Annotated in this window: 15 protein-coding genes; 6 read left to right on the forward strand and 9 right to left on the reverse strand. The window is 65.7% G+C overall.

Features of this window, described 5'->3' with window-relative positions:
- Nucleotides 1-3 precede the first annotated feature (3 nt).
- The 8 genes from AU198_RS15985 to AU198_RS16015 form a co-directional block, all read right to left on the reverse strand.
- Nucleotides 4-1,332, reverse strand: coding sequence for a hypothetical protein (locus AU198_RS15985; RefSeq protein ID WP_064349149.1), 1,329 nt, complete (start codon nucleotides 1,330-1,332; stop codon nucleotides 4-6).
- On the reverse strand, nucleotides 1,332-1,757 hold the full coding sequence (locus AU198_RS15990) for a hypothetical protein (RefSeq protein WP_064349150.1): 426 nt from the start codon (nucleotides 1,755-1,757) through the stop codon (nucleotides 1,332-1,334). The genes AU198_RS15985 and AU198_RS15990 overlap by 1 nt, the downstream gene beginning before the upstream one ends.
- Complete coding sequence (locus tag AU198_RS26455) at nucleotides 1,754-1,921, reverse strand: hypothetical protein (RefSeq protein WP_197416127.1); 168 nt, start codon at nucleotides 1,919-1,921, stop codon at nucleotides 1,754-1,756. Before AU198_RS26455 ends, AU198_RS15990 begins: the two co-directional genes overlap by 4 nt.
- On the reverse strand, nucleotides 1,918-3,768 hold the full coding sequence (locus AU198_RS15995) for a hypothetical protein (RefSeq protein WP_064349151.1): 1,851 nt from the start codon (nucleotides 3,766-3,768) through the stop codon (nucleotides 1,918-1,920). Before AU198_RS15995 ends, AU198_RS26455 begins: the two co-directional genes overlap by 4 nt.
- A 204-nt stretch (nucleotides 3,769-3,972) precedes the next feature.
- Nucleotides 3,973-5,151: an alcohol dehydrogenase catalytic domain-containing protein gene (locus AU198_RS16000; RefSeq protein ID WP_064349462.1), complete on the reverse strand. Its 1,179-nt coding sequence runs from the start codon at nucleotides 5,149-5,151 to the stop codon at nucleotides 3,973-3,975.
- An 84-nt stretch (nucleotides 5,152-5,235) separates the two neighbouring features.
- Nucleotides 5,236-6,210 carry an EspK C-terminal domain-containing protein gene (locus tag AU198_RS16005; RefSeq protein WP_231744685.1) on the reverse strand — a complete coding sequence of 325 codons (975 nt, stop codon included), beginning with the start codon at nucleotides 6,208-6,210 and terminating at the stop codon, nucleotides 5,236-5,238.
- Between the two features lie 1,217 nt (nucleotides 6,211-7,427).
- A complete protein-coding gene (locus tag AU198_RS16010; protein WP_231744686.1) occupies nucleotides 7,428-8,348 on the reverse strand; it encodes an ESX-1 system-associated protein in 921 nt (306 codons plus the stop codon).
- Nucleotides 8,349-8,545: 197 nt separating this feature from the next.
- Nucleotides 8,546-8,881, reverse strand: a complete 336-nt coding sequence (locus AU198_RS16015) for a type VII secretion target (protein WP_082691072.1) — start codon at nucleotides 8,879-8,881, stop codon at nucleotides 8,546-8,548.
- Nucleotides 8,882-9,188: 307 nt separating this feature from the next.
- Here AU198_RS16015 and AU198_RS16020 point away from each other — a divergent pair, with 307 nt between their 5' ends.
- Nucleotides 9,189-9,854 (forward strand): O-methyltransferase, encoded by a 666-nt coding sequence (locus tag AU198_RS16020; RefSeq protein ID WP_064349154.1) that lies wholly within the window; start codon nucleotides 9,189-9,191, stop codon nucleotides 9,852-9,854.
- On the opposite strand, the gene AU198_RS16025 is transcribed toward AU198_RS16020, so the two are convergent.
- Nucleotides 9,855-10,526, reverse strand: a complete 672-nt coding sequence (locus AU198_RS16025) for an IclR family transcriptional regulator (protein WP_064349155.1) — start codon at nucleotides 10,524-10,526, stop codon at nucleotides 9,855-9,857.
- 66 nt (nucleotides 10,527-10,592) lie between these two features.
- Here AU198_RS16025 and AU198_RS16030 point away from each other — a divergent pair, with 66 nt between their 5' ends.
- The 5 genes from AU198_RS16030 (at nucleotide 10,593) to AU198_RS16050 (ending at nucleotide 14,300) form a co-directional block, all read left to right on the forward strand.
- The gene (locus AU198_RS16030; RefSeq protein WP_064349156.1) at nucleotides 10,593-11,930 is read left to right on the forward strand and encodes an FAD-binding oxidoreductase; all 1,338 of its coding nucleotides are present in this window, start codon (nucleotides 10,593-10,595) and stop codon (nucleotides 11,928-11,930) included.
- A 1-nt stretch (nucleotide 11,931) separates the two neighbouring features.
- Nucleotides 11,932-12,705, forward strand: a complete 774-nt coding sequence (locus AU198_RS16035) for a DAPG hydrolase family protein (protein WP_064349157.1) — start codon at nucleotides 11,932-11,934, stop codon at nucleotides 12,703-12,705.
- 25 nt (nucleotides 12,706-12,730) lie between these two features.
- The gene (locus tag AU198_RS16040) at nucleotides 12,731-13,246 is read left to right on the forward strand and encodes an MBOE_33420 family protein (protein ID WP_082691054.1); all 516 of its coding nucleotides are present in this window, start codon (nucleotides 12,731-12,733) and stop codon (nucleotides 13,244-13,246) included.
- Between the two features lie 40 nt (nucleotides 13,247-13,286).
- The gene (locus AU198_RS16045) at nucleotides 13,287-13,694 is read left to right on the forward strand and encodes an SRPBCC family protein (RefSeq protein WP_064349158.1); all 408 of its coding nucleotides are present in this window, start codon (nucleotides 13,287-13,289) and stop codon (nucleotides 13,692-13,694) included.
- A gap of 111 nt (nucleotides 13,695-13,805) precedes the next feature.
- Nucleotides 13,806-14,300, forward strand: a complete 495-nt coding sequence (locus tag AU198_RS16050; RefSeq protein WP_156431636.1) for an MBOE_33420 family protein — start codon at nucleotides 13,806-13,808, stop codon at nucleotides 14,298-14,300.
- The last annotated feature ends 20 nt before the right edge of the window (nucleotides 14,301-14,320 follow it).

Consider the following 14,320-nt stretch of genomic DNA (forward strand, 5'->3'; position numbering starts at 1 on the left):
ACGTTACCCGCCGAACAACAGGTACAGCCCGGTGAAGGTGTAGCCGACCATTACCAGCATCATCGCCAGCTGCCCAGTCAGTTGATGGGCCGACGGCAGCAGGCGCAAGGCCCGGTCATGCGCCGCGACCACACCGGCGACGTGCCCGGCCAGAACGAAGCCGACCTTGAGCGTCGCCAGCACCGCGGGGTGCTGCGACAGGAAGTAGCTGACCTCCGCGTCTTGCAGCCAGAACAGGTTCCACCCGCGAGCCAACGGGTCGGCGAGCAGGATGATCGTCTGCTGACCACGCTCGACCAGGTAGGTCAGGTAGTGGGCGAACACATAGCCGATGACGATCGGGATCAGCGAGTGCGCCATCAACCCCGGCAACTGGCGGCGCCGGACGCGGTCCACACCGCCGGTGGCGATGGAGGCGAGCCAGAACGTCACCGCGACGACGGCTGCGAACGTCGCCAAGCCGGCGGTCCTGATGAGGGTCGCGCTCAGCGTCGACGAGGAATGGTCGTCGACGAAGTTGCGCCATTCGGGCATGGCCGAAAAGCTGTCGAACGCGGTAGATCCCAGAAGCACAGCCATGACGGCGACGAGGCCCGGGCGTACCGGCAGCGACGGCAGATGGTCGAACGGGTTGCCGATCGCGATGCGGCCCGTGCCGGGGTCGCGGCGAAACGGCGACAGCCGCGAGGCCACCACGCTGTACATCTCGAAAGGGTCGGCCCGCGTGCACCAACGCTCACCACACACCAGCGCCCCGGCCAGCGTGACCACAAGGTAGATCAGCAGCCAAATACGGATTGCGTCAAGCGAACCCGGATCGGGACTGGCCAGCTCCAACCAGACGAACGCGAACAGCCCGAAGGCAGCGGGCCAGTATCCCAGCCACGCGGGGTAAGTCAGGCGCAGCGACCGTCCGCCCAGCAGCCGAAGGACCGCCCGCACCGGTGATATCGCCCGCCACACCGGCCCGATGATCAGCGAGACCGCGACCAGGCCCACCCACAGCAGAACGTAGAACACACCGGGTAGTGGGTTCCTCGCGTCTTGGGGACCGAGGACGGCAGCCACACCGACCCACACCGCGAAACCCAACCCGGCAAGCGCGAGGGCCCAACGGGTCACCGGCGCATCGATCACCGCCGTCACCCAACCAGGAAGGGGGCGAACCGAATTGTCCGGATCGAACCGCGGCTTCTTCCAAGCGAACGCCACCACCGCGAAGGTGAACGTCAACGCCCATGCGGCCCCGACCACCGCGTAGGTGAACGGAATCGGCAGATCCGTCGAACCGCCGAGGCCGTGGGCCAGTACGGAGACCGACGGCCCCGACATCACTGCTGAACTTGAACGGTGGCGATCACGCGATTCAGGTCATGCAGTTCGATCTCGACGTTGCCGGGCACATCGACGGTGAACTGGAATTGCTGGCCAGGCGTCGGGTCCACCTTGAAGGTGTGCTCGGGCACCGAGTGCACATGCAGTTCATCGGCTGCGTCGCTGTTGACCCGCAGCACGATCGGCTCGCCGACCTTGCCCTGGATCTGCGCGTTCGTCGGGTCGACGTTGCCGCCCTCGATCGTGACGTCGATGGTCAAGCGATCGGGCGGACGCTGCTGGTCGGGCATGTCCGCCGCGCCAACAGTCGACTGGGCGGGACTACTCGCTTCCGGTTCGGTATCGCGCGAGCCTCCGCAGCCGGCGACGACAAGTGTCGCGGCGAAGCAGATCGCGCCGGAACGGATGAGTGTCGGATTCACGTTGTGCTTTCCCCGTTGGATTCTTCTCGTTTACGACGGTTCTTCATTGCTATGTAGACCACCACCCCGGCGACGACGATCGCCGGGGCGAAGGCGGGCACCGCTATCCAAATCGGATGGTCGGCGAGGACCACGACATCGGCGCTGTCGGGCGCGCCCGTCATGATTGCGCACTGGGTTGTAGCTCGGCTTCACTTCCGCTGGGCTCGCTGCGGTTGATCCGGCCGCCGCCCCAGGTGACGCCGGCGACCATGGCGAGCGAGCACAGGAGCACCACCAGGCATCCGATGAGCCACAACGACTCTGGGATGTCCGGGCTGCGTTCGCGCTGGAGGATCGTGATCTCCGAGACGAACGGACGCGTCATGTTCGGCTCGGCGGGCACTTCCTCCGCGCCGATGCCGGGATCACCGGCCAGGTAGATCGGCACCGCCGTCAGCATCCGGCCGTCGTGGACACGCAGCAGCGTCTTCCATGTGCCGGAGACCGGCATCGGCTCGGTGGAGCGGTAGTGGCCGGGCCCGACCTGCTCGAGGTTGTCGACGAACATGCCTCGTTGGTTGGGCAGGCCGCCCTGCCAGCCGAGCACCGACACCCAGTTCGGATTCTCGCTGAGCAGGTTGGCGGGCGTGATCTGCACGTCGGCGGTGACGAACCGGGCGTCGTCATCGCCGGGGACTTCGGTCAAGACGATGGTGGCGTTGGCGTTCTCGGGCACGTTGTAGCGCAGGCCGTTGGCGGCGGCGCCTCCGATCGCCAGCACCGTCAACACGACGAGGCCGACGCTCAGCGCCCGGCGCGGGAGCCGTTGTTCGGTCAACACCATGCCGATCAGCGCGCCGCACGCGCCGGTCAGGATGGCGACGGGTACGGACATCGCGAGCGCCTCGGGCCAGATGCTGCTAGGCCACGGCAGGTGGTAGACGGCGTTGATCCACAGCGACTCGAGCCACAGACCGACGGTGCCGACGCCCAGGCCGGCCACGGCGCCGTAGAGCACTGGACGCCTGATCAGCGGGGTCAGGCCGATGAGTTCGACTACGACGGCCGCGCCGAGATAGAGGGGGAACCAGTTGACCGGCGCGTCGAGCACGGGGGCGACGAGGAACGCCACGATCCCGCGCAGGCCGATGGCGATGACGGCCGCAATGATCGCCGCGCCACGGCCGAGGAAGATGCGCGCGGCAACCAGGGCGAGCGCGGCCGCCGCGGCGATCAGCATGGGCTGGAAGACCTGGCGGAACTGCGGGACGCCGAAGTCGAACTCGATCTGGTAGACGGACATGCCGATCAGAACGCCGGCGAATGCCAGGTACTGGATGAATTTCAGACCGATACCGTCAGGCGGCGTGTCCGGTGTCCTGACCCGCTTTCCTTCGAGTTCGAGGTAGGCCGCGGCCAGGGTGGAAAAGCCTGCGCCACCGATCATCATCAGGTGGGTGGGGCCCCACAGCGTGACGTCCTGGCCGAAGATGCGGTGCCACATGTCGTCGAGGGGGAAACCGAGCAGCGCGTACAGACCGCACCCGGCCATGACAATGCCGCCCACCGGGGCATACCAGTGGTCGGTGATGCGCACCGCGGCAGGACCGGGACGCTCTTCCTCACCGCGGGGCAGCACCATTGCGGTGCAGCCGGCGACGAAAATGCCGAATAGGCCGATGAGGATGAAGTAGTGAGCGGGGTTGGCGAGTGCGCCGTCGTCGCGACCGTTGCCGATGTGCAGGCTGACGTCCCAGATGAATCCGAACAGCGCGCAGATGATCGACGCGACGAATAGCGCGATGGGCAAGGCGACCCATGACGGACGCTTGAAGCGGCGTCCGGACCAGTCGCCGAGACGGGCCAACCACTCGATCTTGTGTGTGCGGTGCATCCAGCCGATCCACAACAGCACGACGGCGATCACAGCGGCGGCGATCGACAGACCGATGATCTCGTGGATGGCGGCGCCGCCGCCCTCACTCTGGGCCACTACCGAAATCTCTGAGGCTTTCCAAGTACTCGTCATCTACCCACCTGCCAGAAGTCGGAGAAACTCCTTACTCGTCGGTAATGTTGCCAGAACCCTCGATCCCGAAACCAGGGGTATCAGGTAGCGACAACACGGATTGTCTCAAGCGTTGTGTTGGCCGCGGCCGGGTGGCCGTAGCGGTTGGCTGGCGGTAGTCGACGAGAGCGTCGAGCAGCGGAGCCTCAGACTGATCCATCGGCATCAGGGCTTCAGAATGGTCTTGACCATGCCGTCTTCCTTCTTCTGGAAGGTTTCGTACGCGCCGGGAGCGTCGTCGAGCGGTAGCCGGTGGGTGGCGAACTGCTCGACGCCCAGCGGATCCTCGGCGGTCAACAACGGCATGATGTCGGGTACCCACTTTTTGACGTTGGCCTGGCCCATCCGCAGCTGGATCTGCTTGTCGAACAACGTCATCATGTTGATCGGGTCGGCGGCGCCGCCGTAGACGCCGGACAGGGAGATGGTGCCACCGCGTCGGACGAGGGCGATCGCGGAGTTCAAAGCGGCGAGCCGGTCGACGCCGGCGTTCTTCATCACGACGCGGCCGATGGGGGAGGGCAGGAAGCCGCTGGCGGTCTGCATGGTTTCGGCGACTGGCGATCCGTGCGCCTCCATGCCGACGGCGTCGACGACCGAATCGGCGCCCCGACCGTCGGTGTGGCTCTTGACGACCTCGTCGGTGTCGTCGGCGCGTAGATCGATTACCTCATCGCAATAGGCGCGGGCGCGAGAGAGTCGCTCGTCGACAAGATCGATGCCGATGACCTTGCAGCCCTTGCGGTGCGCGGCGATCCGGCAGGCCATCGAGCCGATCGGACCAAGACCGAGCACGACCAGGGTCCCGCCGTTGGGTACCGCCGCATACTCCACGGCTTGCCAGGCGGTGGGCAGGACGTCGGAGAGATAGACGTAGCGGTCGTCGGGTCCATCGTGGGGAACCTTGATGTGTGTGTACTGCGCCTGCGGGACACGCAGGTACTCGGCCTGTCCGCCGGCGACTTCGCCGTAGAGCTTCGAGTAGCCGAACAGGGCGGCGCCCGTCCCTTGGTCACGGTTCTGAGTGGTTTCGCACTGGCTCTGCAGGCCGTGGTCACACATGAAGCAGTGGCCGCAGGAGATGTTGAAGGGGATCACCACGCGGTCGCCGGGCTGCAGACCGTCGACCTGGCTGCCGATCTCTTCGACGATTCCCATCGCTTCGTGGCCCAGGATGTCGCCGGGATTCATGAACGCGCCCAGCACCTCGTAGAGGTGGAGGTCCGAACCGCAGATGTTGGTGCTGGTGACTCGGATGATCGCGTCGGTGGGTTCCTTGATCGCGGGATCGGGCACGTTGTCGACGGACACCTTCCGACGACCCTGCCAGGTGACTGCTCGCATGCGCGCCTCCTCGTGGTCTGAGGATGGCGTGCCCATTCGGCTGAGCGCCAAACTTCGGCTACTGCTCTGACGTGACCGCGGCGGTCAGACGGTGGCGTCGGTCGCGATCGCGTCCTGCATGAGGACGCTCAGGTGCTGCCAGTAGATCCAGTCGGCGATGGCGGCGCGCTGGTCGGCGGCGTCGGTCGCGGTGTGCGCTCGGTGCAGCGCAAGCTCCTGGGCGTGGTCGGCATACGTGATGAAGCACTGCAACTGGACCGAGGCACGGTCGGGGGAGTTGCTGAGCAATGGACGGAAGACTTCGAACCACAGCTGCGCGCGGCGGTCCTCCGGGGGAGTGGCGTCAGTGAGTGGTGGAGGCAGCACCTCGGACAGCCCGGTCGGTGTGATGGCGGCCAATCTACTTGCCGCGTCAGGGGATATCACCTGGAGGCGATGGCGACCATCCATCTGGCCGCTGTCGGGAATGTCGTCGGGATGCAGGATGATCCGGGGTGCACCGGGGTCGAAGCCCTTGAACTGATCCTCGGTGGCGATTACGGCGCGAAGTTCGGCGTTGTGGTGCTGTGCCCAACCATGAAGTGCGAGAATGGGATACGTTGCCCAAGACCCGCGAACGTGAGCGGGGATACCTTCGTCGGCGGTGGCCATCTTGACGCGGTCGGGCAGTTTTACATCGTCGGGGATGTAGCCGAGGCCATAGTTGTTGGCGACGACGATGGTTCCATCCTTAGCGAGGCCGGTGACCCAGTAGAAGCCCATGTCGGTGATGCCGACGTTCAGGGCCGCCGCGATCCGCTGTGCGAGTTGAGCGGGGTCGCTGCCGGAGGGCCGCCGAAGGGTGGCGGCCGCGATAGCCTCACGCTGGGCGCGTGCGGCCGAAACCGGAACCGGCGCAGGGGCGCCGACTGTGCTGGCGCCGGGTGCTGCCGTGCCGGGCGCAACGCTGGGGCCGACGTTGGCGGCCGGCGCGACAGGAGCGGCCGGCGGCGGAGTGGGTGGTGGACCCAGCGGTACCGGTGGAGCGGGAGCGGCGCCGGGTGTGGGAAGCGGTGCCACGGGGGCCTGTCCGGTCGTCGGGGCTGTCGCGGGCGGGGCTGTGGTCTGGCTGGGCGGTGGGGGCGACGGCGCGTCCGCGATCGGGGGAAGATTGGACGGCTGCATACTCGACGCGGCAATCGGAGCGGACTGCGGTGGCGAAATTGGCGTTTGAGCAACAGCTTTGGATGCTGACTCGGCCATAGTCCGTTGGAAGTCAGCCATTTGCGCCTGAGCCGGTGTGGCGGCTGCCGGGTTTACGGTGCTTGGTGCGCTCGGCGTGGTGGGTGTGGACGGGGTCGACGGGGTTGACGGCGCGGACGATCCGCCGCTCGACAAGGGACTAGCCGGAGCGGTGATGGGTGGAGATGGTGGAGAAGCGGGAGTGCTTGGCGCGCCGGGGATTCCGGGGATGATGGGTTCCGGACTGGACTTATCAACGGGAACCCCAGGTCCTTTGGCAGATTCGGACAAATCGGGGCCAAGATCCTTCGGTCCAGCAGACACGGGCGGGCTATCCGCTGCAGTGGCGGATGGGCTTTTCGGTCCATCGACCGAAGCTGGAACCAACGATTGCGGAGGCGAGCCAGCGATAGAGGGCTCCGATAGCATTGGTGGACCCGTCGGGCCGTCTTCGGAGCCTCCTCCCATGAAACTGGTGGGCAGCGCAGGTGGCCCTTTCTCAGGCTGCTGGCTGAGCAATTGGAGCTGATCCTCAGCGGCCTCCGGTTTCGAGGGCTCAAAGGGGATTTCCCCGGAGATACGAGCGCCAGCCATGGTTACGAGACCTAGGTTATGCCCGCGGACTGTTTGGATGACCTGATCTATGGCGCGCTGCCTGTCCTGAGGTGAGCCTTCAGCGCTGCCGATTATGCGATCAATGAGGTCGTTCGCTCGCACGACGAGGGTCGTTATCGCTTCTTTCGTGTTCCTTACTTCGTCCCGGCTGCCCTCAAATAACCGCTTAGAAGCGATGAGCTGATTGTTTACCGACTCAAGCTGAGATATACGGACATTCAGTGCACCTAGGGCCGCTCCCGCTGCGCCGCCGGACCAAAGGTCGGCGCCCTCCAAAAGCTTGGACCGCTCCCGGTGCAAGCTATCAACCTGGCTGCTGATCTTTTGAGACGCATCGTCGAATGCAATTGCGGACCTCGCGAGCACATCCTCATCGGCCTCCGGCCAAGCTGGTGGTGCCGCCATTCCGTGTGGATCTAATGGCTTGTCAATGCCCACAGTCAGCTCTCGGCTGCCTTGCATGCTTGATAGACGATCGCAGCGGCTCGGGCGGAAGTGCTCGACAGGTACGAATCGGCCTTGGTATACGTCGGGAGTGCAGCGGCGTAAGCCCGTCGATACTGAGCCACAAAGGTCGCTAGATCCTGGATCAGCGGATTCTCGCTCTCGAGACCAAGCTCTTCGATGTCATCAGCGAATCGCTGCATCACAGGGATTGCATTCTCTGTTATCGCACGTTGCTCAGAAGACCACTCGCTCGCAGGTAGCGCCGGGTCAACGTCCTGCCACTGCTTGGTATCTGAATCGACGCGATCTACAAGTCGATACCAACGCGAGCAAATCGGATCGGTCGACTCCAAGAAGCGCTCAGCTGATGCCGGGTTTGTCACTGGCGCAACCTCAGACGGTTGCGACGGTTGGGCTATCAGGGGTGCCCGCGCTTCCGCCGATCCATATGTGATGGCGTAGCACGCCCACGTGATCGTAGAAGCTGTATTTGTGAAGACACCAGCAAGGTGCTCGTGGGTGGGCTCATACGTTGGAACCGCATCGCTGTAAGCCCGCGCGTATGCGATGAACTGCGCGAAAAGCTCGCGCATTACGCGATGTGGAGTGACCTTGGCAACCGCGACGGTTTGCCCGGCGGCCTCCGCGGCAGCTCGGCCGACCTCTTCATACTTCTGGCGCTCGTCTGGTGTCCAATCTGCAGCGGGAATGCTTGGATCACGCGCGTTCCAACCTCGGCGCTGAATATCGATGAAGGTGTCATTGATCGGCCCCCAGGCCGCACAACTCGGGTCTTCGGTAATGATGTTCGCAGGGCCCTTATCGTCGGCGCTTGCGAGGCCGAAAGTCTGTCCTGAAGGCGCTGGATCGTCACCGTCTCCGCTGTCCGATGTCACCGAAACCGTCACTGCCACAGTGACTCCGATGACAGCCAGCAGAGCCACACCGCCGAGCAACCACTTCCAGACATTGCCGCGCTTCTTCGGCGGCGGGCCCGGCGGCCACTGCTGCTGCCACGGCGGCTGCTGCGGGGGCGGACCGTAAGGTCCCGAATATCCCTGTGGCGGCCCGGGATTGCCCGGCGGCGGACCCCCAGGCGGTGGCGGATAACTCACAGCGCGGTCTCCGGTCCCTCCCTGGCCGCATCGCTGAGCTGTTCGACGCGCTTCCGTATCTCCTCGGCAATCTGCCGGTCCACCGCGTCGTAGGTGTTGGCGGCGTTGACCACTTTCTGCGCGTACTTCGCCAACTCCGCCTTGACGACCGGCAGCTCAGCGATCGCCGGGTCGACCACTTCGGCGACCTTGGCAGCGATCGCCGTCGACAAGGCGTCACCACCCGCCGGCTTGAACGAAGCTGGCGGCTCAGGGATGGCATCCGCGACCGCGCGCAACCGCCCGCCGGCCTCGAGCACCAGGTCGGTATCGATTCGCAGCGTCTCAGTCATCGTCAATCCGCGCAGCCACCAGCGTCGCACCGATCGGTTGGCATGCTCCCTCCCGCATCACCCGGCAAATGCTACCCGACCCGCAACACCGGCCAGCGCGCTAATTTTCATCGCTGCGGCTCGCCACATTCGACGCAGATACCTACGTCCGACACCTTCCTGCCACGGACGACGAGCTACTCACCAGCGCGGCTTCTGGGCCGAACCGTCACCGGACAAGCCGCCACAGCCACAGGCGCCAGCAAACCCCTATTCGGCCAGCCGCCGGGCGTCGCCGCCGAGAAGCGCTTCCGCTATCGTTCCGCAGATGTCCGACCCCGACTCGAAGACGCTCGACGAGCTTTTCAATCGCATCCTGCACACCGAAGACGACGCGCTGCGCGCCGCGCGTGAGTCCGGTAACGCCGCAGGCATGCCACCCATCGAGGTGTCCGGCCAACACGGCAAGCTTCTCTACTTGTTGGCGTCGTTGTCCTCGGCCACCCGCGTCCTGGAGATCGGCACCCTCGCCGGTTACAGCACCATCAACCTCGCGCGCGGCGTCGGGTCGGCCGGCCACGTCGTCACCCTGGAGTACGACCCCAAGCACGCCGAGATCGCCAGGGAGAACTTCGCCCGCGCCGGCGTGCAGGACCGCATCGAGATCATCGTCGGCGCGGCACTCGATACACTTCCGATGCTCGCCGACCGCGGCGACGTGTTCGATCTGGCCTTCATCGACGCCGACAAGGAGAACAACGTCGCCTACGTCGAGTGGGCCATCAAGCTGGGCAGGCCGGGCTCAATCATCGTGGTGGACAACATCGCTCGCTTCGGCCGCGTACTCGAGCCTGCCGCCGACGACGCCCAGGCCCGCGCCGTGCGCGAGATGCTCGAGATGATGGGTGACCATCCGCAATTGGAAACCGCTGCGATACAGACCGTCGGGCTCAAAGGCTGGGACGGCTTTGCCGTCGCCCGCATCGTCGAATAGTCACCTCGACCAGGGTGCCGTCGCGGCCGCGGCCGTCAGCGCCGCGACGATCCGCTCCTCATGGGCCACGAACCTTTCGGTCGGCGCGGGTACCGAGATGGCGACGACGTGTCCGCCGGCCGAACGCCCCGCCACACCGGCGGCCGAAATCCCGACGGTGTGCTCGTCCCGATCGAACGCCACCTCAGTTGCCCCCTTCAACAACGCCGTCGCAGCCTTACCGTTGGCCGTCGACTCCAGTGGAAAGCGCATGCCGACCGCCGACACCGCGCGCAGCCGGTGTGCCGATTCCAGCTGGTCGATGAACAACATCTCGCCGCCCCGCAACACCGACAGATCGACCGTCTCCCCGGTGGTCGCCGCGAGCTCCTCGAGCGTCGGCCGAAACACCGCGGCCAGCCCTGCGACATCGGCACTTCCGAGGCCGAGCAGTCGATGCCCAAGCGAGAACCGGCCTTGGTCGTCGACCGCCGCGAAGCCCACCTCGACCAATCCGACGAGCAGGCGGCGCGCGGTCGACTTGGCCAGACCCAGCTGAGCGCCCAGATCGACCAGCCGCAGCCGACCGGGTGCCGCGGCGATCTCGTCCAGTGCCGCTGCGGCGCGGCGCAGCACCTGTATGCCGTCTTCCCGCCCCGCATCGGTTCGTTCATTTCCGTCCGGACGAGTCACGCCCTCACTATATTGATCCGCATACCGGTTCACAATGATTCGGTATACGGACCAAGGAGGTCCCGGATGTCGCTCCCATCTGGTCGTTCCTTCCCCCGCTCCGACGACGGATACGAGGCTGCTCGCCGCGCGACCGTCTGGAATGCGCGCACCCCGGACCGCTATCCCGAAGTGGTGGTGCAAGCCGCTGACGTCGGCGACGTCGTCGCCGCGCTGCGCTATGCGGCCGCACACGACCTCCAGGTCGGTGTCCGCTCGGGCGGGCACAGCTGGGCGGGTAATCACGTACGCGACGGCGGCATGCTGCTCGACGTCAGCCGCCTGAACGACTGCGCCATCGACGCCGAGCGCATGACGGCGGTGGTCGGGCCCGGAAAAGGCGGCAGCCTGCTGGCCGCGGACCTGGAGGCCCACGATCTGTTCTTCCCGGCCGGACATTGCAAGGGCGTGTGCATCGGCGGATATCTGCTGCAGGGCGGATACGGCTGGAACAGTCGCATTCTCGGGCCGGCCTGCGAAAGTGTGATCGGACTGGATGTCGTGACCGCCGACGGCGAGCGGATCCACTGCAGCCCCGACAGCCACCCCGAGATGTACTGGGCAGCAAGAGGTTCAGGACCCGGTTTCTTCGGTGTGGTGACCGCGTTCCATCTCAAGCTGTATCGGCGCCCCGCCATCTGCGGCAGCAGTGTCTACGTGTATCCCATCGAATTGGCCGACGAGATCTTCACCTGGGCCAGGGCGATCAGCGCCGACGTCGACCGACGAGTCGAGTTGCAGATCGTCGCGTCCAGAAGCGTGCCCGGCGCAGGAGTCGAGCAGCCGGGGATCGTCATGGCATCGCCGGTGTTCGCGGATTCGGAGGACGAAGCGAAACAAGCGTTGGCGTTGCTCGATACCTGCCCGGTGCGCGACCGGGCCGTCGTCGCGGTCCCATACGCACCGGCGGATCTCGCGACCTGGTACGACGGGGTCATGAGCAACTATCCGACCGGCTACCGCTACGCCGCCGACAACATGTGGACCTCGGCATCCGCCGACGAATTACTGCCCGGGATTCGCCGCATCATCGAGACTCTGCCCCCGCACCCGTCACACTTCCTGTGGTTGAACTGGGGCCCCTCACCTGCTCGCCAAGACATGGCGTACAGCCTCGAGGACGACATCTATCTTGCGTTGTACACGGTTTGGCACGATGCCGCCGACGACGATCGCTACGCGGACTGGGCCTGCTCGAACATGGCGGCCATGGCGCATCTGGCCACGGGCATCCAACTCGCCGACGAGAACCTCGGGCAGCGGCCGGCCCGGTTCGCCACCGACGACGCGATGACCCGCCTCGATCACGTTCGCGCGCAATACGACCCCGACGGGCGGTTCTACAGCTGGATGGGCAGGGTGTGACGTGAAGTCCTACCTCGGCTACCGCGACGACGACCTCTCCGTCGAGTTCGCGGAGTTCTACACCCCCGAGATGGCCGCTCTTCCACGACATGTCGTCGAGGCGTTGGAGCACGGGCCCCAGGCCGAGCCGACACTTCCGTCGTTTGACGACCTCACCGCGATGCGTGTCGAGGGATATCAGCAGACCGAGAACGGGTACGGCGTCCTGCGCGACGGCGGTATTCAGGTGTCGGTACGCACCGACATGCCCGGCGTCACACCGGCCATGTGGGACTGGTGGTTCGGGTGGCACGGCAGCGACTCGCGCCGCTACAAACTGTGGCATCCCCGCGCGCATGTGTCCGTCCGTTGGGCCGACGGCGGCGGCCAAGGCGGGTACGTCGGTCGGACGTCTCTGGTGCAGGAATACCTCGGTTCGGCCTTCACCCGACCTGCGATCCGGTTCGTGCAGCCGTCCGAGTTGGGACTCGGCGACCTCGGCGACGGTGTGGCGATCTGCGCGCGACTCGGATCCAGCGACATCCCGGTCGATGTCGGCTGGCTGGTGCATCAGGTCCGCGAGACGGCCGACGGCGCCGAGATGCGTTCACGGTTCTGGATGGGAGGAAGCCATGTCGCCGTTCGACACGGAAATCGGTTGACTGACAGGGTCATTCGTCCGGTCGCGGCGCGTCAACTTCCGGATCCGCGGGATTTGATGGTGCACTGTGCGCAGGAAATGAACCATCTCGCCCGATTCCTGCCCGTACTTTTCAACCGATTCTGCGGGCACTGATCGCCTCGGTGTGCTACCCAGTCCTATGTCGAAATCGTTGCCGGTGGCCGTCTTTGCCGTCGCCGCAGCCGCGGTCGTGGTTCCCGTCGCGCACGCGGACCGCGCCGAACCGCCGCCACTGTACGGGTTTTACAACGTCTTCATCGACTTCTCGAAGCAGACGTTCAACGGCCGTCCGACGCCGATGAACGCAATCACCGTGCCCGTCGAGTTGACCACTCAATGTGACGTCAACGGATGTGTCGCACACTGGAACAACGCGGACGACCATGCCCGCAATCCGGGCGCTCCGATGGTCTACGAGTACAGGTGGACCGGCGACCGTTGGGCGACAAGCGGTGAGTATCCCTATCTGTGCGATCGCCACGACCCGAGCAGCGCGGTGCAGGCCACTCGCTCGGACTATCTGATCCCCAACCCGGACGGCAGCTTCTTCGGGGAGCGGACCCTCGTCATCGACGGGGCGGGATGTCCGGGAGAAGGACCGGGCACCCACTGGCTGCCCTTCTCCCTGACTCCCATCGATCCCCCGCCTCCCTAGTCGTCGTTTAACGCGCCACTTGCCGGGGCATCTGCCAGAGATGGACTTCGGATTCCGGCGCGGGATGCCGACGGTGGAGTTACGCATCGACGCTGCTCCCGAAGCGGTGTGGGACGTCATCACCGACCTCGACACGTGGCCTCAGTGGGGGCCGACCGTGTCGGGTGCCGAGCTGGACGAGGCCGGGGCGCTGCACCTCGGATCGCAAGGCAGGGTGTTCACGCCGGTCGGTGTCGCGCTGCCGTTCACCATCACAGAATTTCGTCCCCGCCGCTGCTGGGCATGGAAGGTCGCAGGCGTCGGCGCCACGCGCCATGAGGTGATCGCTGAAAACGGCGGATCCCGAATCGTGTTCGGCGTGCCGTGGTGGGCGACCGCCTACCTGCCCGTGTGTGCGATCGCACTGCCGCGCATCGCCCGGCTGGCGTCCGCGCGCACAACTCGCTGAATCGGCGACATCCGACGTGGCGCTGTGTTATTCAGAGCCGCAGAGTTCTCAGACCGCGGAGGGCTCCGACGAAAAGGAGCTCCGGTGAAGTCCCAAGCACTGTCCGTGGCCATGGGCATCGGCTGCACCGCGGTGGGGCTGGCACCCGTAGCCAGCGCCGACCGTCCCGAACCCGTGCCGATCTACGGCTACTACAACGCTTTACTCGATCACGCGAGACAGACGTTCAACGGTGCGCCGGCGTCCGCGCATCCGGCCACCCAGCTCGGACTCTTCACCACTCACTGCGATGTCAACGGCTGCGTCGCCCGCTGGTTGAGGGAGACGGAGATCACCCAAGACCCCAACGCGCCAGCGCAATTCGAATACCGCTGGAACGGCGATCGTTGGGAGTCCGCCGGCGAGTACCCCTTCTACTGCAATCCCGACGGCAGCGGCGGCACCGTGACGACGCAGCGTTCGGACTGGCTCAAGCCCAACGGCGACGGCAGCTTCTCCGGTGAGCGCACCTTCACGGTGCCCGCACCGGGATGCCCGGGCCAGGGGCCGGGCACGTACTGGCTGCCCATCGCGCTGACACCGACCGATCCGCCGCCGCCTCGATAGCCGTCGTCGAGTGGCCGGCG

Origin of the sequence: Mycobacterium sp. GA-1199 (assembly GCF_001500045.1) — a bacterium.
Lineage (GTDB): Bacteria > Actinomycetota > Actinomycetes > Mycobacteriales > Mycobacteriaceae > Mycobacterium.

Excerpts from the sequence above, each read along its gene's own strand:
- AU198_RS15985 (WP_064349149.1), bottom strand. The coding sequence starts at position 1,332 with ATGTCGGGGCCGTCGGTCTCCGTACTGGCCCACGGCCTCGGCGGTTCG.
- AU198_RS26455 (WP_197416127.1), bottom strand. The coding sequence starts at position 1,921 with ATGACGGGCGCGCCCGACAGCGCCGATGTCGTGGTCCTCGCCGACCAT.
- AU198_RS15995 (WP_064349151.1), bottom strand. The coding sequence starts at position 3,768 with ATGACGAGTACTTGGAAAGCCTCAGAGATTTCGGTAGTGGCCCAGAGT.
- AU198_RS16000 (WP_064349462.1), bottom strand. The coding sequence starts at position 5,151 with ATGCGAGCAGTCACCTGGCAGGGTCGTCGGAAGGTGTCCGTCGACAAC.
- AU198_RS16015 (WP_082691072.1), bottom strand. The coding sequence starts at position 8,881 with ATGACTGAGACGCTGCGAATCGATACCGACCTGGTGCTCGAGGCCGGC.
- AU198_RS16020 (WP_064349154.1), top strand. The coding sequence starts at position 9,189 with ATGTCCGACCCCGACTCGAAGACGCTCGACGAGCTTTTCAATCGCATC.
- AU198_RS16030 (WP_064349156.1), top strand. The coding sequence starts at position 10,593 with ATGTCGCTCCCATCTGGTCGTTCCTTCCCCCGCTCCGACGACGGATAC.
- AU198_RS16040 (WP_082691054.1), top strand. The coding sequence starts at position 12,731 with ATGTCGAAATCGTTGCCGGTGGCCGTCTTTGCCGTCGCCGCAGCCGCG.
- AU198_RS16045 (WP_064349158.1), top strand. The coding sequence starts at position 13,287 with ATGGACTTCGGATTCCGGCGCGGGATGCCGACGGTGGAGTTACGCATC.
- AU198_RS16050 (WP_156431636.1), top strand. The coding sequence starts at position 13,806 with ATGGGCATCGGCTGCACCGCGGTGGGGCTGGCACCCGTAGCCAGCGCC.